At 63.9% G+C, this 24,958-nt stretch carries 15 protein-coding genes and 2 pseudogenes; 11 read left to right on the top strand and 6 right to left on the bottom strand.

Annotated features, from left to right (window positions below):
• Positions 1-74: 74 nt before the first annotated feature.
• Positions 75-1,268 carry a hypothetical protein gene (locus tag LOY45_RS12485; protein WP_115086504.1) on the top strand — a complete coding sequence of 398 codons (1,194 nt, stop codon included), beginning with the start codon at positions 75-77 and terminating at the stop codon, positions 1,266-1,268.
• A 140-nt stretch (positions 1,269-1,408) separates the two neighbouring features.
• Here the strand turns inward: LOY45_RS12485 and LOY45_RS12480 are convergent, their stop codons facing one another.
• The 4 genes from LOY45_RS12480 to LOY45_RS12465 form a co-directional block, all read right to left on the bottom strand.
• Entirely contained in the window at positions 1,409-1,864 is a 456-nt protein-coding gene (locus LOY45_RS12480; protein WP_115086503.1) for an REP-associated tyrosine transposase, read from the bottom strand.
• 143 nt (positions 1,865-2,007) lie between these two features.
• Entirely contained in the window at positions 2,008-3,435 is a 1,428-nt protein-coding gene (locus tag LOY45_RS12475) for a sigma-54-dependent transcriptional regulator (protein WP_115086502.1), read from the bottom strand.
• On the bottom strand, positions 3,404-4,900 hold the full coding sequence (locus LOY45_RS12470) for a sensor histidine kinase (protein ID WP_115086501.1): 1,497 nt from the start codon (positions 4,898-4,900) through the stop codon (positions 3,404-3,406). Before LOY45_RS12470 ends, LOY45_RS12475 begins: the two co-directional genes overlap by 32 nt.
• 126 nt (positions 4,901-5,026) lie before the next feature.
• Positions 5,027-6,499: a sensor histidine kinase gene (locus LOY45_RS12465; RefSeq protein ID WP_115086500.1), complete on the bottom strand. Its 1,473-nt coding sequence runs from the start codon at positions 6,497-6,499 to the stop codon at positions 5,027-5,029.
• A gap of 249 nt (positions 6,500-6,748) precedes the next feature.
• Between LOY45_RS12465 and LOY45_RS12460 the strand changes: the two genes are divergently transcribed.
• The 10 genes from LOY45_RS12460 to LOY45_RS12415 all read left to right on the top strand — a co-directional run bounded on the left by LOY45_RS12460 (position 6,749) and on the right by LOY45_RS12415 (position 23,610).
• Complete coding sequence (locus LOY45_RS12460; protein WP_115086499.1) at positions 6,749-8,095, top strand: hypothetical protein; 1,347 nt, start codon at positions 6,749-6,751, stop codon at positions 8,093-8,095.
• Between the two features lie 35 nt (positions 8,096-8,130).
• Positions 8,131-10,362 carry an Ig-like domain-containing protein gene (locus tag LOY45_RS12455; RefSeq protein ID WP_134062526.1) on the top strand — a complete coding sequence of 744 codons (2,232 nt, stop codon included), beginning with the start codon at positions 8,131-8,133 and terminating at the stop codon, positions 10,360-10,362.
• 16 nt (positions 10,363-10,378) lie between these two features.
• The gene (locus LOY45_RS12450) at positions 10,379-10,849 is read left to right on the top strand and encodes a curlin (RefSeq protein ID WP_115086497.1); all 471 of its coding nucleotides are present in this window, start codon (positions 10,379-10,381) and stop codon (positions 10,847-10,849) included.
• A gap of 16 nt (positions 10,850-10,865) precedes the next feature.
• Positions 10,866-12,245: a curlin gene (locus tag LOY45_RS12445; RefSeq protein ID WP_233673435.1), complete on the top strand. Its 1,380-nt coding sequence runs from the start codon at positions 10,866-10,868 to the stop codon at positions 12,243-12,245.
• Between the two features lie 216 nt (positions 12,246-12,461).
• Entirely contained in the window at positions 12,462-12,974 is a 513-nt protein-coding gene (locus LOY45_RS12440; RefSeq protein ID WP_233673436.1) for a sigma-70 family RNA polymerase sigma factor, read from the top strand.
• Entirely contained in the window at positions 12,971-13,915 is a 945-nt protein-coding gene (locus LOY45_RS12435; protein WP_115086494.1) for a FecR domain-containing protein, read from the top strand. Before LOY45_RS12440 ends, LOY45_RS12435 begins: the two co-directional genes overlap by 4 nt.
• Before the next feature lie 115 nt (positions 13,916-14,030).
• A complete protein-coding gene (locus LOY45_RS12430) occupies positions 14,031-16,955 on the top strand; it encodes a TonB-dependent receptor (protein ID WP_258579214.1) in 2,925 nt (974 codons plus the stop codon).
• Between the two features lie 183 nt (positions 16,956-17,138).
• Positions 17,139-19,385 carry a TonB-dependent siderophore receptor gene (locus LOY45_RS12425; protein WP_258579213.1) on the top strand — a complete coding sequence of 749 codons (2,247 nt, stop codon included), beginning with the start codon at positions 17,139-17,141 and terminating at the stop codon, positions 19,383-19,385.
• A 291-nt stretch (positions 19,386-19,676) separates the two neighbouring features.
• Positions 19,677-20,291 (top strand): response regulator, encoded by a 615-nt coding sequence (locus LOY45_RS12420; protein WP_258579212.1) that lies wholly within the window; start codon positions 19,677-19,679, stop codon positions 20,289-20,291.
• Between the two features lie 7 nt (positions 20,292-20,298).
• The gene (locus tag LOY45_RS12415; RefSeq protein WP_258579211.1) at positions 20,299-23,610 is read left to right on the top strand and encodes a transporter substrate-binding domain-containing protein; all 3,312 of its coding nucleotides are present in this window, start codon (positions 20,299-20,301) and stop codon (positions 23,608-23,610) included.
• Here the strand turns inward: LOY45_RS12415 and LOY45_RS26995 are convergent.
• A pseudogene (locus tag LOY45_RS26995) lies at positions 23,585-24,016 on the bottom strand (methyl-accepting chemotaxis protein); the annotation flags it as partial. The gene LOY45_RS12415 and the pseudogene LOY45_RS26995 overlap by 26 nt on opposite strands.
• Positions 24,017-24,121: 105 nt before the next feature.
• A pseudogene (locus tag LOY45_RS26990) lies at positions 24,122-24,805 on the bottom strand (PAS domain-containing protein); the annotation flags it as partial.
• Positions 24,806-24,958: the final 153 nt, after the last annotated feature.

Below are 24,958 nucleotides of genomic sequence, written 5' to 3'. Positions count from 1 at the left end.
CGGCTGGCGGGCATGTTCGCCAGCCGGGCTTTGCATTAAGGTGGCAGGCAAAGGAAGGCTGGCCAGGATTGTCCATGCGAATCATCGAAAAAAACATCGCGCTGGTGCGCACCCTCACCCCTGCTGAAGACGAGCTGTTGCGTGGCTTTGTCCAGGGTAGTCTTGAGGGCCCGCGCCTGTTGCAGGCCAACCAGCTGTTGATGAAGGTGCGCGCCGCCGGCCACTGGCTGGCCTGCGATTGCCAGCCCAGGGCAATGCCGGTGCTCAACGTCAACCTCAATGGCAACACCGGCACCCTGTTCCTCAAGAACAACCCGGGCACGGCCGAGCACGCGCCAGACTGCGCGTTCATCAAGGATGAGCGTGAAAGTGGCAGCCGCGACAGCGACAACGATTCGCCACCGGCGGCCTGGCTCGCGCCCGACGCGCCGTTGCGCCTGATCGGTGATTTCAAGCGTGCCAGCGATGGCGCAGGCGAATCCGCAGGCAGTGGCGACAAACGCGAACAGCACCGGCTGCTGTCGCTGCTGCTGACCCTGATCGAGGCCAGTGGCCTGAATGTCTACGCCACTCACCTGAAAAAAGACCTCACCGGGCAGTTCGCCGAATTGCGCGGGGTGGCCAGCCGTTACCCCTTGATCGAGCGGGTGCCGGCCAGCAACTACCTGGAAACCCGCCTGGACATGAAGCACATGATGATGCTCAAGGGGCGCTTGCGTGAGTCCACGGCCTTTGGCAACCATCGCCGGCATGGCCTGCTGCTCGACTGTGTCAGCCAGGTCAAGGCGCGCAAGGTGTTCAACGACCGCAGTGAAGACGGCTTCGACTTCCAGGGCCATCACCTGCTCTGGGGCGGCAGCAAAACCCCGGGGCCGTTGCTGGCCCTGGCGATCTACTCGCCGGCCAGTGCCGGCAGTCATTTCTATGAGCTGATTCATGTCGCCAGCGTGCCGGTGCTGTCCCGCGGGCAGCTGTTTCCGGTGTATCGCGATGAAGAGCGAGAGCCGTTGAAGATGCTCATCTCGCTGATTGACTGGATGGCCAGCAAGGGCGTCAAGGTGATCATGCGCCGGCCGGTGCTGGGTGGTCAGGGCATGGATGCACTGGTGCTCAGCTCCGACCAGGACCGGGTGCTGTCGGTGTCGCTGACCGAGCAGCCGCTGGGGCCGGAGCCAGAGGGTGAAACGTTCAAGCGTTATGCCGACTTCAAGAGCCTGGATACCTTCCGCAAGTACGTGGCGGGGTTCTTCATGCGCGGGCGCGAGTAGCGCCGTTGGTCGAGTGCAAACAGCCTGATCAAGACAGTTGCTCCCACAATGGACCTGTGGGAGCTGGCGTTGCCAGCGATCGAGCGCGCAGCGGTCGCCATTCCCCACAGGGTTGTGCATGCTCCGATCACCCCAGGGGTCTAGAGCCAGATGGCATCCCAATGCGGGTAGTCGCCAATGCGGGACACCAATCCCGCTCTCAATGGGTTCGCAACGATGTAACGTGCCACCGCCTGAATATCCTCTTCCCGGCGCAACGCCCGGTCATGGAAGCCTTGTTGCCATAAGCGCCCCGTGCGCCGGCTGGCCTTGTTGATCAGGCAGGTACTGCGGGATTTGACCCGACGTACCAAGGATGCAAGGGTTCCCTGCTGCAGCTCGATCAACCAGTGCAGATGATCGGGCATGATCACCCAGGCCAGGGATTTCGCCAGGGCTTGTTGCTGTGCATATTGCAGCTGTTCAACCATCAGCCGAGCCAGGTGAAAATCAGTAAAAACCGGTTGGCGGTTTTCAGTGATGCTGGTCAGCAGGTACAAGCCGCCAGGTGTCGATACTCGCCCACGTCTCAGGCGGTGGGAGGCTGGGCTGTCCATGTCGGGTCTCCTGAAGATGAACTTTCAGGCTAGCCCGGTCATTACATTGGGGTATCAGTACAGTTAAACCTGATGTGTCTGGGGTATGCACAACCCTGTGGGAGCCGGCGTTGCCGGCGAAGGGCTGCGCAGCAGCCCCAACGCTACCACTGGCGCTTGTCAGGCCGAGTCAGTCCAAGTTTCTCGATCCGGTAACGCAACATATCCCGGCTCAAACCCAGCAGCCGCGCCGACTTGGTGACGTTCCAGTCGGTGCGATCAAGCATCTTGCGCACCATGTCGCGCTCCACTTCCGGCAGGCTCGCCGAGGCCTGGGCATCGCCATTGCCGTACGCCTCGTGCACGGCAAGCGCCGGCATCTCCAGCGGCTCATCCACCAGGCTCATGCACACGTTGAGCTGGTGCGGGGCGATCAGTTCCTGGGGCGCCAGCAACACCGTCTGCTCAAGCATGTTGCGCAATTCGCGCACGTTGCCCGGCCAGCTGTAGTTGAGCATCAATTCCTCGGCCTCGTCGCTGAAGCGCAGGTTCGGCTTGCCATAGCGTTTGCCGTGCTGGGCAAGAAAGTGCCGAGCCAGCAACAGGATGTCTTCACCACGGGCATACAGCCTGGGCACCTTGATCGAGATGATGCGCAGGCGGAAAAACAGGTCACGACGAAACTTGCCCTGCTGGACCATCTGCTCCAGGTTGCAGTTGGTGGCGCTGATGATGCGCAGGTCGACCTTGCGTTCTTTCACCGCGCCAATGCGGCGGATGGTGCGGTCTTCCAGCAGCTTGAGCAGCTTGGCCTGCAACAGCAGGTCCATCTCGCCGATCTCGTCGAGAAACAAGGTACCGCCGTCCGCCGCCTCGACCAGGCCAACGCGGCGATCCTTGGCATCGGTAAACGCGCCCTTCTCATGGCCGAACAGCTCGGCTTCCAGCAGGTTGGCCGGGATCGACGCGCAGTTGAATTCGATAAACGGCCCCTTGCTGCGCACCCCGTCAAAATGCAGGGCGCGGGCTACCAGCTCCTTGCCGGTGCCGGTCTCGCCTTCTACCAGCACCGGCGGCAGGTCGCCGCTGGCCATGCGCCGCTCGGCGTCGAGCAACTGGCGGATGGTGTGCTTGAGGCCAAGCATGGCCGGTGACTCGCCAATCAGTGCCTGCCCACCGGATTTTTGCGCCTCGCGCTCCTGGTAAAACGACAAGGTGCGCTCCATGCGCTCGGTGGCCAGGGCCTTTTCCAGCATCAGCTTGAGTTCGGCCAGCACCACCGGTTTGGTCAGGTAGTGGAACGCGCCCTCTTTCATCGCCAGCACGGCATCTTCGACGTTGCCATAGCCGGTCATCATGATCACCTTGAGCTCCGGCTCGCGCTGGGCCAAGACCTTGAGCAGTTCGTGGCCGTTCATGCCGGGCAGCGAGTTGTCGGTCAACACCGCATCGGGCTGGCAGCGTGGCAATTGTTCCAGGGCCTCTTCTGCGCTATGGCAGACAGTGACCTCGAAGCCTTTGCGCTCAAGGTAGGTCTGGATGTTCTCGGCAAGGATTTCATCATCCTCGACTACCAGGATGCTCTGTTCCATGGTCCCCTCCCGCTGCAACATTGAAAATCAGGCAGACACGGGTTCCTTCCTCTTCACGGCTGGCCAGGCTCACCGAGCCGCCAAAACGTTCCATGATCCGCTTGACCAGCACCAGGCCGACGCCGAGGCCGCCCTGCTTGGTGGTGAAAAAAGGCTTGAAGACCATCCGTTCCTGCTGCTGGGTCATGCCCTTGCCGGTATCGCTCAGGGTCAGTTGCAGCTGCCGGCGGTCTTCCAGCACCTGCACCGCCACGTTCAAGCGCCCCCCCGTGGGCATGGCCTCCAGGGCGTTGGCGAACAGGCTGTTGAGGATCTGCGTCAGCAACACCGGCTGGCTGACCACCCAGGCCAGCGCCGGTGTGTCGATCTGTACCTGGACCTTGTTGCGATCCAGTTGCTGGGCGAATGCATGGCGGGTGTCGTCGATGGCTGCCACCAGTTCCACCGCTTCGGCATCGTCATTCATCGGCCGCAACGACACCAGCAGATCACGCACCCAGCGCGACATACGGTCAACCTGGCTGATGATGTCGCCGATGTTTTTCTGCGCCGGTGCGCTGGCGATGTCCTGGGCCAGTTCCGCGCTTGAGCGGATGTTGGCCAGCGGGTTGCGCAAGCTGTGGGCCACCGCCGAGGACATCTCGCCCAGGGCGGCAAAGGTCTCGCTGGCCACCAGTTGGGTTTCCTGGGTGCGCAGCATGCTCGCCGCGCGGCGCACGATCCAGAACAGGCCGAAGTAGATCAGCGCGCCGCCGAGGATGGTCGAGGTCCAGATCAGCACATACCCACGCTGGATGCGCCGCACCAGATCATGGGGCTCCTTGTAGATTTCCACCATCGACACCACCCGGGTGCCGGAAGCGTCGAACATCGGCAGGTAGTTCTCGATGAACAGGTACTCGGGCTCACGCTGGAATTTCTGCTCTTCGCGCTCTTCATCGGCCCGGTGGTAGCTGGCCGACACCGGCACTTTCGACGCGAACGACTCGTCCAGGTCCGCGTCCCCCTCGATCTGCTGCCCGATCAACTGCGGATTGGTCGACCAGACAATGGTCCGGTCCAGGGCGTAGACATTGGTCAGCAGGGTATCGGGCAGGCTGTCGACATGATCGAGGAACTCGGTGCGCGTCGCCGCCGCCACCTGCGCACTGACCTGGCTGTGCTGGCTGTCCTGGCGCGGGTCGAGCAGTTCGGCCATGGTCGTGCCCGGCGCAATACGCGAATGGCGCACTTCGGCCTGGGCCATGGCCTGGATGAACTGGGCGGTGAGCATGGCATCACGCTCGACGCTGTCATTGACGACAAACCGCGTCGACACGTAGCCAAGGCCCACGGCAACCGAGGCGATGATCAGCAGGCTGACCACGGAGAACCAGCGCAGCAGGTTGAACTGGCGCGGCGGTTTGTGTTGTGCAGCCTGGGATTGCTGGCCTTCATCGGCCAACTGGCGGTTGAGCATCTGCATCGGATGGTTTCCTTCCGGGATGCTTTTTTTCTTCAAATGTATAGCTCAGGCCATCCGGGGCGCCTGACATCAATACTAATGAGCGAAGATGCAGTGATAGTATTTAGCCATGCCTGTACGGCAGTATCAGCGCCGTTCACGGGCGGCCCTGGCCAGCCTGAAACTCAGCTGCACACAGGTGCCCTTGCCTTCACGACTGCTCAGGCGCACCGTGCCGCCAAAACTCTCCATGATCCGCCTGACCAGCACCAGGCCAACCCCCAGGCCACCTTGCTTGGTGCTGTAGAACGGTTTGAAGGCCATGCGCTGCTGCTGGTCGCTCATGCCCTTGCCGGTGTCGCACAGGCGCAGGATCAGGCTGTGGCGGTTGTGCCGCACAGGCTCGATGCGCAACGTACCGCCCTCGGGCATGGCTTCCAGGCCATTGGCGATCAGGCTGTTGAAAATCTGCCCGAGCAGTACCGGCTGGCTGAACACCTGCACCGCCGGCACGGCGTCGATCTGCACCTTGACCCCCTGGCGCAGCAGTTGTGGTTCGAATGCCTGCAGGCTGTCTTGCAGGATGCGCAGCAACTCCACAGGTTCGGCTGCATCACTGAGGGGACGCAATGATTGCAGGAGCTGGCGCACCCAATGCGACATGCGGTCGACCTGGCTGATGATGTCGCCGATGTTCTTCTGCGCCGGGCCCTCCTCGATCTCCTGGGCCAGCTCGGCGCTGGAGCGGATGCTGGCCAAGGGGTTGCGCAGGCTGTGGGCGACGGCCGAAGACATCTCGCCCAGGGCGACGAAGGTTTCATTGCTGATCAGTTGCTTTTGCTGGATGGCCAGTTGCCGGGCGGCGCGGTGCATGATCCAGAACAGGCCGAGGTACACCACCCCGGCGCCCACGGCAATCGCCAGCCAGATCAGCAGCAGGCCACGTTCGATGCGCACGATCAGGTCACGGGGTTCCTTGTAGATCTCGACCATGGCCGTGACATTCTCGCCGTCGGCGTCGAACAGCGGAATGTAGTTCTCGATGAACAGTTGCTCGGGCGGGGTGACGAACTTCTGCTCGCTGCGGGCTTGATCAACCGTGTGGTAGCTGGCCGATACCCGCCGCTTGTAGAGGAACGCCTGGTCGAGGTCGTCATCAGCGTCGATCATCTTGCCGATCAGGGCCGGGTTGGTCGACCAGATCACCATGCGGTCCGGGGCGTAGATATTGGCCAGGAGCATGTCCGGCAAATGCGCGATGTGGTCGAGAAACTCGCCACGGGCAGCACGCCGGGCCTCGGGGCTGACATCGGCAAAGGCCTGGTCCAGGCGGGGGTCGAGCAGGTCGCCCATGGTCCGCACATTGGGGATGGCCACGCTGCGCACTTCGGCTGAAGCAATCGCCTGGATGAACTGGGCCGTGAGCAAGGCGTCGCGTTCGACACTTTCGTTGATGACAAAGCGGCTGGAGATCAGCCCCAGGCCGACCGCCACCGAAAGAATGATCGCCAGGCTGACGAAGGCGTACCAGCGCAGCAGGTCGAACGGTTTGCGCACGGCGGCGGGGGCCGGGCTTGCGACCTGCAAGGATGACGAATCGAGGCGTGGCTGGCTGCTCATCACTGACTCCCGAATGAACGCTCCATAGGTTATAGCCCAGCCCGGGGAATTCCCCCGCAGGCTTGCCCCACTTGCCCCCAACCCTGGGGCCCACGCCCCGTGACGGTGAACCCGCCCGGCACCCGTTGACCGCTCTCCAGGCCTTGCCCGCAGCGGCCTGCAGGCCGCTGACAAACTGTTGGTACGGATGTTGCCGATGCCTGTGCAGACGACCCAAGTCCATGGGCCCGATTGCAAGAGGGAAGACTCATGCACCGTCCAACGCCCCACCCACTGGCTTTGCTGATCCTGGCGAGCATTCTCCAGACGCCGGCCCAGGCCGCCCTGTTCGAAGTAGACCCCGGCCCTTACCTGCCGGCCACTGGCGGCTTTGCGGCCTGGTACCAGGACACCCACGGCCGGGTGCTCGATCTGTGCCTGTCCAAGGCGGTCAGTTCGCGGGTGCCCGGCGCCCCCGGTGCGCCGTCGTACATGTGCGTGCTCAACCCCGCCCCCGGGGTGTTCGATGACACTCAGCCGATCAGCTTCCCCAGCAACTACCCCGACGAGACCTTCTGGTTCACCGCCGATGCCGCAATCGTCGACGCTGCCCGTGGCATCGACCTGAGCTACGGCACCGCCATCGAGGCGGCCTTTGCCGCCGAGGAAGTGGTCGACGGCGACCAGGTCAGCTTTGCCCGGGTGCGTATCCGCGTCGACGTCCCCACCGCCGGTACCTACATCGTCACCCACCCTTACGGCGTCGAAGTGTTCGATGTACCCGCGGCCGGGGGACGGGCGATCAACATGACCCGCGACATCGGCATCGGCACGCCGAAGACCTACATGGGCGCGCTCAAAGGTGATGTCGGCCCGTTCCTGCGCGGCGTTGGCGGCCCTTACACCGAAACCAACCCGGCCACCGGCGCCAGCGAGCGCTTTATCGGCGACCCGAACCTGGAAGAAGCCGTGACCGGCAGCCCGTTCAATACCAACTTCGTGCGCATCGAAGGGCCCAACGGCCTGGACCTGCGCACCGAGCTGTTCTCGGTCTCGGGCAAGCTCTCCGACGTCGTCCGCCCAACCCCGGTAATCGCCCAGCGCAGCACCTACTCGCGCCACAGCGAGAACGGCGACCTGCGCGCCCAGCAGGACGTCTTCGTGCAGGCCCCGCCGCCACCGGCAAGCGCCACCCTGATCAGCCAGACCCCCAACCTCACCCTCACCGAGGCCAACACCACCGGCGCCTGGTACGCCCAGTCGGTGCTCAACCCGGCCCTGCCGATGAACCTGCAGGTGACCGCCGACAACCACCTGGCGATCCCCAGCAGCACGCCCACCACCCTGACCCTGCCGCTGACCGACCTGGTGGTGATCCAGCGCGCCGAGTACAGCCTGGCCTCCGGGCAGTTGACCCTGGTCGCCAGCACCAGCGACGAAACCAGCCCGCCGATGCTCAGCGCCCGCACCGGCAACGGCGCCACGATTGGCACCCTGAGCGGCAATGGCGCGGTCAAGACCCTCACCACCGGCCTGTCGCCGATTCCGCCCGCCAAGGTCACGGTGACCAGCGCCAACGGCGGTAGCGACAGCGAAGAAGTGGTGCTCGTGCCATGAACACTCTTACGCCACGTCCCGTAGCAGGAGGCAGCATGAACAACTGGCCACGCCTGGCGCTCTGCGCAGCCGGGCTTTCCCTCTCGCTGGCCGGCACTGCCTGGGCCGGCCTCAAGGCGGTCGATCCCGGCCCCTACACCCTGGCCACCGGGCGTTACCCGATGTGGTACCAGGACCACGGCAACCTGTCGCTGGAACTGTGCCAGTCGCGGGCGGCAAGTTCGCGGGTGCCGGCTTCGGTGCCACCGAACTACATGTGCACCCTGCTGCCCGAGCCTGGCGTCTACGACGACAGCCTGCCGCTGGTGTTCCCCGACAACTGGCCACCGGAGATGTTCTGGTACCTGGCCGAAACCGCGATCCCCGAGGTGGGCAACAGCGGTTACGAGCTGGAGGTCTACGTCGCCGGCATCGAAGCGGCGTTCGCCAGCGAGAACCCGGTGGACGGCGACCAGCAAAGCTTCGCGCGCATCCGCATTCGTGCCTCGGTGCCGCGTACCGGTACCTATGTGATCACCCACCCGTACGGGGTCGAGACGGTCAACGTCACCACCGCCGGGCGACGCGCGATCAACATCACCCGTGACATCGGCATCGGTGCCCCGGGGGATTTCAGCGGCGTACTCAACGGTGCGGTCGGGCCGTTCCTGCGCGGCGTCGGCGGCCCCTACACCGAGATCAACCCCGATACCGGCGCCAGCGAAACCTACATCGGCGACCCGAACCTTACCGAAGCCGTGACCGGCAGCCCCAACAACACCAACTTCGTGCGTATGCAGGGCCCGGCCGGGACCCTCCAGACCAACCTGTTCACGGTCTCCGGCAAGGTCCTCGACCCGCGCAAGCAAACCCCTGCCGAGCTGCAGCGGGCCAGCTACCGGCGCACTGCGGCCGGCACCCGCGTGGAGGTGTTCGCCAAGGCGCCGAACAACGCCACGCTGTGCATGCGCGACACCCTGGCGCTGGTACCGGGCACCCCGCCCTCGCCCTGCCAGTTCAACCTGCTGGCCGACAATAACGGCCTGTTCTTCGCCCATCACCTGAGCAGCGCCGCACCGCCCGCGGTGATCGTGGTCACCGCCACCGACCCGACCGGCGCCACCCGCCCCACCGCGCTGTCGAGCAAGCTCAGCGATGTGGTCAAGGTCACCACCGCCCGTTATGACTGGGCCAACAAACGCCTGCGCATCGAAGCCAGTTCCAGCGATGAAGTGCAGGTGCCCGACCTGGTCGCCCAGGGTTACGGCCGGCTGTCGAAGTCCGGCACGCTGCAAACCCTGACGGTCAACGACCTGGCCCAGCCACCGGCAATCGTCACGGTGAAATCCGCCGCGGGCGGCAGTGACAGCGAGCCGGTGGTGGTGGTCGGCAATGCACCGGTCGAAGCCGATAACCAGGCACCGGTGGCGCAAGCCGATACCGGCAGTACCAGCTTCGGCGTGCCACTGACCCTGAGCCTGCTGGCCAACGACAGCGACCCGGACGACGACGTGCCGCTGAGCATCAGCGAGCTTACCCAGCCGGCCAGCGGCCAGGGCAGCGTGGTGCTCAACGGTAGCACCGCGGTCACCTACACCCCACCGGCCGTGGTCAACACGCCGCTGGTGGCCACCTTCACTTACCGAGCCCAGGACAACAAAGGGCTGCAATCGGCGGTAACCACAGTGACGGTCAACGTCGCCCCGAACCAGCTGCCAACTGCCGTCAACGACACGGCCGCGACCCTGGGCGTGGCCTTGCCGATCAACGTCCTGGGCAACGACAGCGATCCGGAAGGCAACGTGCCGTTGACGGTCGCCAGCGTCACCCAGCCTGCGACCGGACGCGGCACGGCGAGCACCGATGGCAGCCAGGTCACCTACACCCCACCGGCCACCGTGACCACGGCCTTTACCGCCACCTTCAGCTATGTCGCCCGCGACAGCCTCGGCGCGCTGTCGGCACCGGCCACGGTCACGGTGCAGGTGTCGCCACGGCCAGCGGCGGAAACCTTCGCGGTGACGGCGGCAACGGTCACCGCGCGCTCCAACAACCGCTTCAACTGGGACATCTCCGGCACTTCGTCGGTGACCACCGGCAACACCATCACCGTGCAGGTCACCACCCCGACCGGCCTGGTCACCCTCGGCAGCACCGCGGTGCCGCTGACCGGACGCTGGCGGCTGACGGTGAGCAACAGCACCACGGTGATCCCGACCGCGGCGCCGACGGCAACCGTGCGCAGCAGCCAGGGCACCGTGCGTACCGTGCCGGTCACCGTGCAGTAACTACAGGAGAACGACCATGGCGCGCCTGACCACCTTGCTGCTTTGCCTGACCCTGAGCGGTCAGGCCGCCCTGGCCGACGACCTGATGGACAACGCCGACCTGGCCGTGGGCAGTGACCTGGGCGAAATGTCGATGCAGGCGCTGGCGCCTTCGAGCGGCCAGCAGGCCCTGGTCGAACAGAACGGCCAGAGCAACCGCGCCGCCATCGGCCAGGACGGCCAGGCCCTGCTCGGGCGCATCGTCCAGCAAGGCGGGGCGCAGGAGGCGTTCATCCTGCAACAAGGCAACGACCTGATGGCCTCGATCAGCCAGCAGGGCTATGGCAACAGCGCCTCGATCAGCCAGAGCGGCAGCAACAACCGCGCGCAGATCGAGCAGTACGGCAACAGCAACAGCGCCAGCATCGAACAGGCCGGCAGCGGGCTTTCAAGCTCGGTGATCCAGGCCGGCAACGGTCAGCGCGTGCAGGTCAACCAATACCGTTAAACCTGGAGGCACCACCATGTTCAAGCTCGCTCCTTTAAGCGCCGCCATTGTCCTGGCCGTTGCCGGCCAGGCCATGGCCGACGACAGCCTGTCGACCCAGAACCAGTTCGGTACCGAGAACATCGCCGAGGTCAAACAGATCGCCGCGCCGCTCAGTACCACCACCCAGAACCAACTGGGCCAGGGCAACAACCACGCCGCCAAACAGGAAGGCGGCAACAGCCAGATCCAGCAAAGCGGCGCCGGTGACTACAACGCCGGGTACGCCGAGCAATTGTTCGAGTTCGGCAGCCAGATCAACCAGCAGAACGCCGGGGCCCTGAACAACACCCACGCCAGCCAGTCGCTGGGCGTCGAGAACACCGCCCAGCAGACCCAGGAAGGCACCGGCAACTTCTCGTTCGTCTACCAGGACACCCAGACCGGCAGCCAGGGCACCACCCTGCAGTACGGTGACAACAACCGCGCCTTCGTCGAGCAGCAGTACGGTGGCGCCGGCAACAATGCCCTGAGCATCCAGGCCGGTAGCGGCAACTACAGCGCCGCCGAGCACCTCAACCACCTCAACGGGCAGATCGGCATCTTCCAGGCCGGCGACGACAACTGGGCCTATGGCGACCAGCGCGAGGGCCAGGGCGGCACGGTGACCATCAGCCAGAACGGCAGCGCCAACTCCAGTGAAGTCTGGCAGGACACCCAGCTTGGCAGCCAGGCCACGGTGACCCAGTACGGGCAAACCAACGAAAGTGTGATCGACCAGAGCTTCGGCGACGGCAACATCGCCAGCATCACCCAGCTCGGCGGCCTCAACGCCATCTACGCCGACCAGTACGAGTCGCTGCAGTCGACCACCACGCTGTTGCAGAACGGCCAAGGCAACGTCTACTACACCTACCAGAATGGCGACAATCATGTGCTGACGGTGACCTCCACCGGCGATGGCAACAAGATCCTCGCCAGCAACTGGAAGGGCGACAAGCTCGGTGGCCAGTTCGGCAGTGCCCAGCGCGCCGAGATCAACCAGACCGGCAACGGCAACAGCGCCAACCTGACCCAGGCCGACAGCAACAACGAGCTGTATTTCGAACAGAACGGCAGCGACAACCTGCTCATCGCCGACCAGCGCGGCACCGTCAACTACGCCACGGGCTTGAGCAACGGCGTTGGCAACAGTATCAAGGTCGAGCAGTCGGGTAGCGGCAACCAGAGCTACACCTGGCAGCTGTATGGCGACAACAACCAGGCCAGCATCAAGCAGGCCGATGGCGTCAACGTCGCCTACGTGACCCAGGGCGGCTCGGCCAACCAGGCGCTGGTCGACCAGAGCGGCGCCAACATGACCGCGAACATCCAGCAGTTTGGTGCGGGTAACCAGGCGACAGTGTTGCAGCAGTAACCATGTTGAGGCTGCTACGCAGCCTATCGCTGGCAAGCCAGCTCCCACAGAGACCGCATGCACCTTGTGGGAGCTGGCTTGCCAGCGATGCGGCCGCCGCAATCTGATTCTCCCCCCACTTGACCGTGACTCACCGACAGGGTGGTCACGGTTCCTTTTTTACCCCTATAATGCGAACAATTCGCAACTGCATCTTTCATGTTTCAGGATCTCCGGGTGCCTCCTACCTCCCTCGCCCCCCAGCAACAGCTCCATGGCCTCTATCGCGATCACCACGGCTGGCTGCAGGCCTGGCTGCGCAAGCGCCTGGGCGACCGTGAGCGCGCCGCCGACATTGCCCACGACACCTTTCTGCGCCTGTTGGTCAGCGGCCGCCTGCCCGGTCACGACGAGGGCCGCAGCTACCTGGTGCAACTGGCGCGCAACCTGGTGATCGACCAATGGCGCCGGCAACGTATCGAGCAGGCTTACCTGGCCAGCATCGCTCACCTGGACGAACCGCAGACGCCTTCGCTGGAGACCCGCGCGATGATCCTGCAGACCCTGCAACAGATCGACCAGATGCTCGACAGCATGCCGGCCAAAGTGCGCAGCGCCTTCCTGTTGTCGCGCTTCGAAGGCCTGGGCTACGCCGACATCGCCGAGCGCCTGGGGGTGACCGTCAGTTCGGTACAGAAGTACATGATCCGTGCCATCCAGGCCTGCTATCAGGTGCTCTACAGCGAATGAACCCGGCAAGCGATGCACCGATCGACGCGGCGATCGTCGAGCAAGCCAGCCACTGGCTGATGCTGCACTGGGACGGGCCGCTGGATGCGCAACAACGTCTGGCGTTTGCCCACTGGCAAGCGGCAGACCCGGAGCACCAGCGCGCCTGGCAACGCCTGCAAACCCTGCAGCAGACCCTCGCCGCGGTGCCCGCGCAAACCGCCCGCAGCGTGCTCGAAGAGCGCCAGAGCCGGCGCACCCTGCTCCGGCAGCTGTGCGTCTTGCTGCTGGTGGGCGGCAGTGGTTACCTGGGCCAGCGCCACCTGCCCTGGCGGGAGGCCATGGCCGATCAGCGTACCGCCGCCGGCGAAGTGCGCCGCCTGCAACTGGCCGATGGCAGCCAGTTGCTGCTCAACAGCCGCAGCAGCGTGAACATCCGGTTCAGCAACCACGAAAGACGCATCCGCCTGCTCGAAGGCGAACTGCTGCTGAGCAGCGCCAGGGACCCGAGGCCGCTCAAGGTCGATACCCCTGCCGGTGAAGTGCAGGCGCTGGGCACCCGCTTTGCCGTGCGCGAAGTGCAGGGCGGCAGCCGTGTCGAGCTGTTCGAAGGCGCGTTGATGATTCGCCCCAAGGCGGGCAATGAGCAGTTGCTCAAGGCCGGCAATGGCCTGTGGTTCAACGCGCAAGGCTGCGGCCCGCAGCATGCCGCCGACAGCAACAGCATCGCCTGGGAACACGGCCGGCTGATCGCCGAGCGCCAGCCGCTGGGACAATTCCTCGATGAGCTGAGCCGGCATCGGCGCGGGATCATCCGCTGCGAGCCGGCAATCGCCGAGCTGCCGATTACCGGCGTGTTTGCCCTGGCCGACAGCGAGCGCACCCTGACTGCCCTGCAGGACAGCCTGCCGATTCAGGTGCACTACCTGAGCCGCTACTGGGTGACCGTCAAGGCGCGTTGACCCTCCTCCCATCCGCTTTTGCAAAATTAATTGCGCTGACCTTTGTCGGTTTGCGGCGCTCGTTCGGGTTAGTCATCAAAGCTAACCAATAAGCATTCTCAAAGGAGCCTTCGGGATGCCGAACCTGCTGCCACCCTGCCCGTCCACCCTGAGCCTGGCGATCCGCACCGGATTGTTCGGCGGCCTGCTCAGCGCTGCACTCTGTACCCTGGCAACGCCGGTTCAGGCTGAACCTGCCCGCCAGGAGCAACGCCTGTACCAGATTCCGCCCGGCAACCTCGACCAGGCCCTGACCCAGTTTGCCGCCAGCGCCGGCCTGCTGCTGTCGGTGGATGCACGCCTGACCGCCGGCAAGCCGTCGCTGGGCCTGCAGGGCCATTATTCGCCCGCCCAGGCCCTGGGCAAACTGCTGGCCGGCAGCGGCTTGAGCGCGTACTTCAGTGACGATGGCCGGGTGCTGATCGAAAGGGCCGCGCAAGCCAGCGATGCCCTGGAGCTCGGCGCCACCCGGGTCAAGGGCCAGGCAGAGGACGACGCGCTCAAGGACTACGGCGTGCCGCGTTCGGTGGAAACCCGCGACCTGGAACAACTGGAGCGCTTTCGCGGCCGCTCCAATGCCGACATGCTCGCCGGCATCGCCGGTGTGCAGACCTCCGACGGGCGCAACGGTGGCGGTATCGAAGTGAACATCCGCGGTATCCAGGGCCAGGGCCGGGTGCCGGTCAAGGTCGACGGCAGCCAGCAATCGCTGGATGTCTATCGCGGTTACGCCGGCACTGCGCAGCGCGCCTACATCGACCCGGACCTGATCAGCAGCGTCACCGTTAACAAGGGCCCGAGCCTGGACGCCGGCGCTTCCGGTGCCATCGGCGGCTCGGTCGAGATGCAGACCCTGACCGTCGATGACATCCTCAAGCCTGGCCAAACCACCGGCTGGCGCCTGCGCGGCTCGCTGTCGGACAACAGCACAGCCGATGTCCCCAGCGATTACCGGGTACGCCCACGCACCGAGCGCAACGACCTGCTGCACCCGCACGACTGGTCGCGCAGCCTGGCCTTCGCTCACAAGGACGAAGCCTTCGACGTGGTCGCCGCCTACGCCGAGCGACGCAACAACAACTACTTCGCCGGCAAGCACGGCTACTCGCGCTACGACACCTCGGTGAGCAGCGGCGGCGCCCTGGTCGATGCCAACACCGTGGCGCGCAACTACTGGCCCGGCGAAGAGGTGCTCAACTCCAGCACCCACAACAAATCCTTCATGTTCAAGGGCACCCTGTACCGCGACAACGGCCTGGAACTGGGCCTGGGCTACCGCTACATGGATTCGAGCTTCGGCGAAATCATGCCCTCGCAGATTGGCCGGACCGGCCCGTCGATGACCTGGCCACTGGGCGACTTCAAAAAAGACATCGACCGCTACGACGAAGAATTCTGGATGCGCGCCAACCCCGAGTATTACCAGCAGTGCTCGGCCATCAATGCACCGGTGCCGGATGGCGACAACCGCTGGGACAGCACCGGTTGCTACGTGCGCGAGACGCTGGACCCGGTGTACGACTACACCGACGCCAACCAGATGATCCAGTTCAAGCCCGGCAACATGAAGCTGCACACCCTCACCAGCGAGTTGAAGTGGCGCCCCGAGGACGACAGCCTGGCGCGCTATATCGACCTCAACGGCCATGCCTGGGCGACCTTCGGCCGCAGCATCATGTACAACAATGTCGGCTTTACCGCGCCGCAACGGGGCCAGGGTTACCAGGACGAGCAAAGCGAGAACTACCGCAAATCGCTCAAGTCCGACCTGAGCAACCTCAAGGTCGGCACCGACATCAGCAACACCAGCCGCTTCGTTACCGGCACCGGCGACTACGCCCTGACCTATGGTGCCTCGTACCTCTATGAAACCATCGACCCGACCCGCAAGCCCTGGCAGGACGACCTGGAAAACAACCGCATCGAACGCAATGGCTACCGTCACGAATACAGCCTCAGCACCGCCCTGGAATACAAGCCGATCCCTGAACTGACCTTCACTGCGGGCGGACGCTACAGCGGTTATCGTATCCATGATCGCAACCGCCAGGCGCTGTTTGCCGCACCGGCTGGCGCCGACCCGGACGCACCGTGGTGGAACGCGGAGTTTGCCGGCTTTGCCGACAACGCCGAGCCGTCCGGCCACGGCTTCGCCCCGGCCTACAGCGTCAGTTATGCCTTTACCCCCAACGTCATGGCCTATGCCCTGTACAACCAGGGCATGCGCATGCCGTCGCTGTTCGAGACCACCCTCGGCAGCTGGTCGGCAGAACCCAACTACGACCTGCGCCCGGAGCGGATGAAAACCTTCGAGGTCGGTGCCTCGTTCAAGGGCAGCAACCTGCTGCTGGACAACGACCAGGCCGGCGTCAAGCTGGCCTACTTCCACAACACCATCGACGACATGGTCACCCGCAATTACCGCTATAACCCCAAAGGCCGCCCGGGGTTCAACGGCGAGCTGAAAATCCGCAACGTCGACAGCTTCACCACCCAGGGCGTCGAGCTGCAGAGCCACTACGACAGCCACTGGTGGTTCGCCGACGCTTCGTACGTCTACAACATCAAGGCCGAAACCTGCGACCGTGCCTTTGCCCAGGCCCTGCGCGAGGGTGGCAAGTCAGAGACGCCCAACTGCACGACCGGCGGCTTCCAGGGCTCTTACACCAACACCCAGAACCCACCGCGCTACAGCGTCAACCTGGTGCTGGGGGCCAAGGCCTTCGAGCAGAAACTGGCTACTGGCGTGCGCATGCGCTACACCAGCGGGCCGATGTATGTGCTGGACAAGAGCTGGCATGTGGGCACCACCACACCGCAGCAACATTACCTGGAAGCGCGCATTTACGACTTCTTCGCCGACTACCAGGTCAGCGACGAACTCAAGGTCAGTTTCAATGTTTACAACTTTACCGACCAGTACTACCTCGACCCAATGTCGCAAAGCATGATGCCGGCACCCGGCCGTACCTCAAGCCTAGCAGCATCCCTACAATTCTAAAGGCCTTTGGCCAGTAGCTCGTCGCAACCTGCGTAGCAGGGTGTTACCGCCCTGCTTCGTTAATATTTTATTTTTCTTCTAAAGGGTTTACTTGCGAATGGTAATTCTTATCATTCTCGACTCCCGAGCGACTCTGGCCTTTCCGTCCAGCCCGTTCACCCTTTGTTTCAGGAGAAATCTGACATGGTGTCGCGCTTCAACCTCAGCCCCATGAGCATTGCCCTGCTGGCTGCCCTGGGTTCCACGGCGATTGCCGCAGCCCCGCTGGAACTTCAACCGGACGAAGTCCAGGTGCAGCCCACCGACCTGCCAGTGGACGGCAGCCGACAGGCGATCGAGCTGGAAAACACCCGCGTGCTGGGCACTGCCGAAGAGGAACTCAAGCAGGCGCCCGGCGTGTCGATCATTACCGCTGAAGACATCAAGAAGCGCCCGCCGGTCAACGACCTCTCCGATATCATTCGCCGCGAGCCCGGGGTCAACCTCACGGGCAACAGCAGCAGCGGCGCCCGCGGCAACAACCGCCAGATCGACCTGCGCGGCATGGGCCCGGAGAACACCCTGATCCTCATCGACGGCAAGCCGTCCACCTCGCGCAACGCCGTGCGCTACGGCTGGAGCGGCGACCGTGACACCCGTGGTGAAACCAACTGGGTACCGGCCGAAGAAGTCGAACGCATCGAGATCCTTCGCGGCCCGGCTGCCGCGCGCTACGGCTCTGGCGCCATGGGCGGTGTGGTGAACATCATCACCAAGCGCCCGACCCAGGACCTGCGCGGCTCGATGACCCTGTACACCATGCTCCCCGAGGACGATTCCGAAGGCACCGGCAAGCGGGTCAACTTCAGTTTGAGCGGGCCGCTCACCGACAGCCTGATCTTTCGCGTGTACGGCAACCTGAACAAGACCGACGCCGACGACATGAAGATCAACTCGGCGCACCAGGCCTATGCCGAATCCTTGATGGCCGGCCGCGAAGGCGTGCGCAACAAGGACATCAACGGCCTGCTGAGCTGGAAGATCGACCCGGCCAACACTGTCGACCTGGAGTCGAGCTACAGCCGCCAGGGCAACATCTTTGCCGGCGACACCATGCTCAACGCCGGCGGCGAGTTCGTCGAAAGCCAGGTGGGCAAGGAAACCAACGTCATGCAGCGCTCAAGCTTTGCCGTGACCCACCGCGGCGACTACGACTGGGGCACCTCGACCGCCTCGCTGTCCTACGACCTGACCCGCAACGGCCGCCTCAATGAAGGCCTGGCCGGCTGGGGCGAAGGTGCGCCATCGGGCGGTGCCGGGCGCTTTGAATCACGTCTGCGCAACACCCGGGCCACCGGCGAGGTCAACCTGCCGTTGAGCATGGGCCTTGAGCAGGTGCTGACCCTGGGCGGCGAGTACCTGTACGAGTCGCTCAACGACCCGGGCTCGCTGCGCCCGCAAAGCTATGACCCGGGAGCCGAGCTGCCGAACTTCGACCGCACCCAGACCAAATCCACCGCACGCAGCTTTGCCCTGTACGCTGAGGACAACATCGAAGTCGGTGAGAACACCATCGTCACCCCCGGCCTGCGCCTGGATCATCACGAAGACTATGGCGACAACTGGAGCCCGAGCCTGAACGCCTCGCACCAGATCACCGACGCCCTGAGCATCAAGGGCGGCATCGCCCGCGCCTACAAGACCCCGAACCTGTACCAGGCCAACCCCGACTACCTGCTGTACAGCCGTGGCGGCGGCTGCAACTCCGGCGAGCTCAACGAAGGCGGCTGCTACCTGCTGGGCAACGCCAACCTCGACCCGGAAACCAGCGTCAACAAGGAGCTGGGCCTGGCCTACGACAAGGGCACCTGGCGCACCAGCGCTACCTACTTCCGTAACGACTACAAGAACAAGATCGAGGCCGGCAACCAGACCTTGTTCCGCCTGCCCAACGGCCGCCGTATCCTGCGCTGGGAAAACACCGGCAAGGCCGTGGTGCAAGGGGTCGAGGGCAACCTGTTCGTCGAGCTGACCCCGGCGCTGGACTGGAACACCAACTTCACCTACATGATCGAGTCCGAGGACAAGAAAACCGGCGAGCCGCTGAGCATCATCCCCGAGTACACGGTCAACTCGACCCTGGACTGGAATGCCACCGACAAGCTGTCGTTCCAGCTCAACGGCACCTACTACGGCAAGCAGGAAGCACCGACCTACAACGCCCGGGCCAATGAAACCCTGGACAAGAAGGTGCAGAAGGATGTCGATCCCTATGGCATTGTCGGCATCAGCAGTGGTTACGAGTTCACCAAGAACCTGAGCATGCGCGTGGGGGTGAACAACCTGTTCGACAAGCGCCTGTACCGCGAAGGCAACTCGGATGAAGCCGGAGCCTTGACCTACAACGAAGCGGGCCGGGCGTACTTCGCGTCGTTTACTACTTCGTTCTGAGTCAGCGGGCAGCTTCGCTGCCATCGCCGGCAAGGCCGGCTCCCACAATAGATCTGTGTACACCGAAACTGTGGGAGCCGGCCTTGCCGGCGATAGGCCGCGCAGCGGCCTTTATCTAGCTGACGCGTAGGAATTTTCGACAATACCTACCACAATTTTCAACGCCTCTATACTTCCCATACTTTTGCAACCTGATTCGACGTATCGTTGGCGACTCGCCGGCTCCGGCCCGATTCGTCTTCCTGAATGATTCAGGAAACGGCTTACCCTCTTCGTCAAGGAGTTGCGCCAATGCCTACGGTACTGATCGTCGATGATCACCCCACGATTCGTCTTGCGGTGCGCATGTTGCTGGAGCGCGAACGCTATGAAGTCGTGGGGGAAACCGGCGACGGCGTGGCCGCCGTACAGATGGCCCGCGAGTTGCGCCCCGACGTGGTCATCCTCGATATCGGCCTGCCCGGCCTCGATGGCCTGAGCGTGATCAAACGCCTGCACCTGCTGGAAAACACCCCGAAAATCATGGTCCTCACGGGGCAACCGGCCGGCTTGTTCGCCCGTCGCTGCCTGGATGCCGGCAGCTCGGCCTTCGTGCACAAGGACGAAGACCTGGAGGCGCTGATCTTCGCCTTGAAAGCCATGGTCAAGGGCTACTCGACCTTCCCAGACATGTCGGCCAACCGCGGCCCGCTGGGCTCGGAAGAAGAACGCCTGAGCAGCCTGTCCCACCGCGAGATGGAAGTGCTGCGCATGCTTGCGGCCGGCCTGTCGAACAACGATATCGGTGAGCGCATGCTGCTGAGTCCCAAGACCATCAGCACCTACAAAAGTCGGATCATGGAGAAGCTACAGGTAGGATCTTTCGTCGAGCTCATGGGTCTGACCAATCGCAATCAGGTGATCTGAGCCGCCAATGAACATCCGCCCCGCTCTACCGGCCCTGGTGCTGGGCTTGCTGTCGGCGTTGTTGGTCAACAGCGCCATGGCCAATGAACCGGGTGAGCCACGCACGTTGCTGGCCCGTTCAGTCGTTGGCGGCGAAGGCGTAGCCCTGGCGCCGGCTGACAGGCGCTGGCTGAAGGAAAAAGCCGTGCTGCGCCTGGGGACCTCCAGCCCGGATTACCCGCCCTTCGATATCAATGTCAGCCACAGCGAGTATGAAGGGCTGACCGCCGACTATGCCGGCCTGATCGGCGAACTGTTGAGCATCCCGATTGAAGTGCGCCGCTTCAGCAGCCGTAAAGAGGCGATCACCGCCCTGCACGCCGGGGCCATTGACCTGCTCGGCAGCTCCAACGGCTTTGAAGCCGCTGACGCCCAACTGGTGCTGAGCCAACCCTATGCCGATGATCTGCCGGTGATCGTCACGCCACAGGGCAAGACCCGCGCCGTCGATGATGAGCTGGACGGGCTGCGCCTGGCCATGGTTGACCATTACCTGCCCGATGAAGAGGTCCAGCACCTGTTCCCCAAGGCCCGCTTGCAACTGTACTCCTCGACCATGGCCGGCTTGTCGGCCGTTTCGCTGGGCCAGGCCGATGCGTTTCTCGGCGATGCCATCAGCAGTGATTACCTGATCGGCAAGAGCTTCCAGGAAAACGTGCAGATCTCCCACTTCGTCAAACACGAGCGGGAAACCTTCGCCTTCGCCCTGGCCCGCGGCAACGACCGACTGCTGCAATTGCTCAACCGTTCACTGGACGTCACCAGTGAAACCGAACGCCTGAACATCCTGCGCCGCTGGAGCAGCGGCAGCACCAGCATGCTGCTCAACCGCGGGGCCCTGCCGCTGACCCGCCAGGAGCAGGCGTGGATCGCGCAGCACCCGGTGGCCAGGGTGGTGTTCAACAAGTACTACGCGCCGTTGACCTTTTACGATGACCAGCAGCAACTGCGCGGTATCAGCGCCGACGTGCTGGAACAGATCAGCTTGCGTACGGGCCTGAAGTTCGAGTTCATCGAAGCCGATCCTGGCGCCGCGACCATCGCCCTGCTGGAACAGGGAGGCGCCGACATCGCCAGCAGCCTCATCCCCAGCAAGCACCGCGAGACCCGCTTGAGCTTCACCCGGCCGTACCTGCTCAGCCCGCGGGTGCTGGTCACCCGCGATGAACCGGACGCCGTGCAGAGCATCGAACAACTGAACGGCAAGCGCCTGGCGATCATCCGCGACTATCCATTGAAGCCGTTGCTGCAGGCAACCTTCCCCGGGGTCCGGCTGGTCGAGGTCGATAACCCGCTGTCACTCATGGAGTACGTCGCCCAGGGCCAGGCCGATGCAGCCATCAGCTCGCAGATCAACGCCGCCTACTTCATCAGCCGGCTGTTCAAGGATCGCCTGCGCATCGCCTCGCTGTTCGGCGACCAACCGGTGATCGGTGCCTTCTCCACGGCACGCTCGGCAGGCGAGCTGCATTCGATTCTCGACAAGGCATTGTTGAGCATCGAGCCCGACGAACTGGCACAACTGACCAACCGCTGGCGCACCAACGCACTGATCAGCGACAGCCCCTGGTACAACTACCGCTCGCTGATCCTGCAGATCCTTATCGTCGCCAGTTTGCTGATCGCCGCCGTGGTGTTCTGGAACCGCTACCTGCGCAACCTGATCCGCCAGCGCAGCGAAGCCCAGCAAGCGCTGCAACACGAACTGGGGTTCAGCAAGCGCCTGCTCGAAGAACTACGCCTGGCCAAGGACCAGGCCGACGATGCCAGCCGCGCCAAAAGCACCTTCCTGGCGACCATGAGCCATGAGATCCGCACACCGATGAACGCGGTGATCGGTTTGCTCGAGCTGGCGGTCAAGGACGCCGAACAGGGGCGCGCCGACCGCGCTTCACTGCAGGTGGCGTTCGACTCGGCCAATGGCCTGTTGGCGCTGATCGGTGACATTCTCGACATCGCCCGTATCGAGTCCGGGCACATGGAGCTGAACGACGAAGCCACCAACCTGACCTCGCTGGTCGCCGCCACCGTCCGGGTGTTCGAAGGCAATGCACGGCTCAAGGGCCTGGCCCTGCAGACCGACCTGCAGGCCATGGCCGACGGCGTCATGGTCGACCCGCTGCGGCTCAAGCAAGTGCTGTCGAACCTGCTCGGCAATGCCCTCAAGTTCACCAAACAGGGCCAGGTGAAAGTGACCCTGCGCTATGGCCCGCAGCAGCCCGGGCAGCTACGGCGGGTACTGCTGAGCGTGGAAGACAGCGGCGTCGGCTTCAGCGCCGAAGACCAGGCGCGGTTGTTCCATAACTTCGCTCAGGTGGGCGACCAACCGGTGCGCCAGGGCACCGGCCTGGGCCTGGTGATCAGCCGCACCCTGTGCGAATTGATGGGTGGCCGCCTGGGCCTGACCAGCAAGCCGGGTAGCGGCACGCGGGTCGACATCGAACTGCAGTTGCCGGTGGCGCCCGTGCAGCAAGCCACCCTGCCGGCAAGCGAACCAGCAGCAGCCGGTCGGGCATTGAACATACTGGTGGTGGACGACTACCCCGCCAACCTGATGCTGCTGGAACGCCAGCTCCACGTCCTCGGCCACCAGGTCAGCCAGGCCGGCGATGGCCAGGCGGCGCTGGAGCTGTGGCTGCAAGGGCACTTCGATGTGGTCATCACCGATTGCCACATGCCCGGCATGGACGGCCACCAGCTGTCGCGCCACCTGCGCAGCGAGGAGCAACAACAGCAACGCCCGGCCTGCCTGATTCTCGGCCTGACCGCCAACGCCCAGGTCGAGGCGCGCGAACGTTGCCTGGCCAGCGGTATGAACGATTGCCTGTTCAAGCCGATCGGCCTCAATGAACTGCGCCGTCACCTGGCCGGTTTCGACACCCCGGCCGCGCCGGCGCTGGCCAATGATGCCCTTGAAGCGCATGCCAGCGGCTTCGACGTCGACAACCTCAGGTACCTGACCCTGGGTGATCCGCAGCTGGTCGAGCGCTTGCTACGGGAACTGGCCCTGAGCAACAGCGAAGACCTCAAGGCCCTGCGCGCCCTCGGCCCGGCACCTGCGCGCGATGCCTTGCGCAGCCTGGCCCACCGCATCAAGGGCGGTGCCAAGATGCTCAAGGCCCGTGGCGTGGTGCAGCGCTGCGAAGCGCTCGAGCAAGCCTGCATCGGCGACGCCGGCATCGAGCAACTGCAGGCACTGGCCAACGACCTGGAACTGAGCCTGCAGACCCTCGACGGCCAGCTCGTCCAGCGGGTCAGTGCAACTGCAAGGTCGAGTTGATCTGGCTGATCGCATCGACCACGTGCTGCGAGCCCTGCTGGATTTCCAGGATCACCTCGCCGGCTTCATTGGCCAGCTCCACGCCAAGGCCGGTGCGGCTCAGGCTCGACTGCATGCTGGCCACGGCGGTCAACGACAGGTCGTGGTTCTGCCGCACCACCTCGACAATCTCCAGGGTCGCCTTGCTGGTGCGCGCCGCGAGGTTACGCACCTCATCGGCCACCACCGCAAACCCGCGCCCGTGCTCGCCGGCCCGGGCTGCCTCGATGGCGGCGTTGAGCGCCAGCAGGTTGGTCTGATCGGCAATGCTGCGGATGGTCTGGACGATCTGCCCGATCAGCTCCGACTGCTTGCTCACCGCATCGATGCTGCGCGCTGCGGCGTTGAGGTCCTGGGAGATTTCCTCGATCACCTGCACGGTTTGCTGCACCACCTGCGAGCCTTTGCGTGCGCAGGCGTCGTTCTGCACCGAGGTGGCGTGGGCCGATTCGGCGGCGGTCTGCTGGGTGCTGACCTGGCGGGTGATATCGCTGGCGAACTTGACCACCTTGTACAGGCGCCCGCGGGTGTCGAAGATCGGGTTGTAGGAAGCCTCCAGGTAGACCATCTGCCCCAGTTTGTTGATCCGTTCAAAACGGTGGGAATGGTACTCGCCACGGTTGAGCGACGCCCAGAATGCCTTGTAGGCCGCTGACTCGCTTTCGCTTTTGTGGCAGAACAGGCTGTGGTGCTTGCCGACCACTTCGTCGAGGCGGTAATGCATGGTGTCGAGGAAATTCTGGTTGGCTTCGATAACCTTGCCATCCGGAGTGAACGCGACCATCGCCATGGAGCGGCTGATCGCGTTGATCAGGCTTTCGGTCTCGTGCTCGTGCTGCACCCGCTGGGTGATATCGGAGGCGACCTTGATCACGCTGGTGACCTGTTGCTGGGCACCCAGCACCGGCATGTAGCTGGCCTCGAGCCAGACTTCGCGGCCCTGCTTGTCAACACGGGCAAAGGTGCCGCTGCGCGCTTCACCACGACCCAAATCGCGCCATAGCTGGCGGTACTCCTCGCTCTTGCTGAAGGCTTCGTCGCAGAACATCCGATGGTGCTTGCCGCGAATCTCTTCGACGCCGTAGCCCATGGTCTTGCAGAAGTGCTCGTTGGCGTCGAGGATGATCCCGTCGGGGCTGAACTCGATCATCGCCATCGAGCGGCTGATCGCCGCCAACTTGGCAGTCATATGGCCCAAGGCCTGGGTGCAACGCTCGATTTCAGCCAGATCGGACTTACGATGCAAATCAAACATTTTGCAACACTCCATGCTCGGGATTTGCTGAGCATAGATGGCGATTGGCGCCAT

The sequence above is a fragment of the Pseudomonas wadenswilerensis genome, assembly GCF_024749185.1.
Lineage (GTDB): Bacteria > Pseudomonadota > Gammaproteobacteria > Pseudomonadales > Pseudomonadaceae > Aquipseudomonas > Aquipseudomonas wadenswilerensis.
This window is presented reverse-complemented; position numbering and strand designations above follow the sequence as displayed.

Coding starts and splice junctions, on each gene's coding strand:
- LOY45_RS12485 (WP_115086504.1), top strand. CDS start 75: ATGCGAATCATCGAAAAAAACATCGCGCTGGTGCGCACCCTCACCCCT.
- LOY45_RS12480 (WP_115086503.1), bottom strand. CDS start 1,864: ATGGACAGCCCAGCCTCCCACCGCCTGAGACGTGGGCGAGTATCGACA.
- LOY45_RS12475 (WP_115086502.1), bottom strand. CDS start 3,435: ATGGAACAGAGCATCCTGGTAGTCGAGGATGATGAAATCCTTGCCGAG.
- LOY45_RS12470 (WP_115086501.1), bottom strand. CDS start 4,900: ATGCAGATGCTCAACCGCCAGTTGGCCGATGAAGGCCAGCAATCCCAG.
- LOY45_RS12465 (WP_115086500.1), bottom strand. CDS start 6,499: ATGAGCAGCCAGCCACGCCTCGATTCGTCATCCTTGCAGGTCGCAAGC.
- LOY45_RS12460 (WP_115086499.1), top strand. CDS start 6,749: ATGCACCGTCCAACGCCCCACCCACTGGCTTTGCTGATCCTGGCGAGC.
- LOY45_RS12455 (WP_134062526.1), top strand. CDS start 8,131: ATGAACAACTGGCCACGCCTGGCGCTCTGCGCAGCCGGGCTTTCCCTC.
- LOY45_RS12450 (WP_115086497.1), top strand. CDS start 10,379: ATGGCGCGCCTGACCACCTTGCTGCTTTGCCTGACCCTGAGCGGTCAG.
- LOY45_RS12445 (WP_233673435.1), top strand. CDS start 10,866: ATGTTCAAGCTCGCTCCTTTAAGCGCCGCCATTGTCCTGGCCGTTGCC.
- LOY45_RS12435 (WP_115086494.1), top strand. CDS start 12,971: ATGAACCCGGCAAGCGATGCACCGATCGACGCGGCGATCGTCGAGCAA.
- LOY45_RS12430 (WP_258579214.1), top strand. CDS start 14,031: ATGCCGAACCTGCTGCCACCCTGCCCGTCCACCCTGAGCCTGGCGATC.
- LOY45_RS12425 (WP_258579213.1), top strand. CDS start 17,139: ATGGTGTCGCGCTTCAACCTCAGCCCCATGAGCATTGCCCTGCTGGCT.
- LOY45_RS12420 (WP_258579212.1), top strand. CDS start 19,677: ATGCCTACGGTACTGATCGTCGATGATCACCCCACGATTCGTCTTGCG.
- LOY45_RS12415 (WP_258579211.1), top strand. CDS start 20,299: ATGAACATCCGCCCCGCTCTACCGGCCCTGGTGCTGGGCTTGCTGTCG.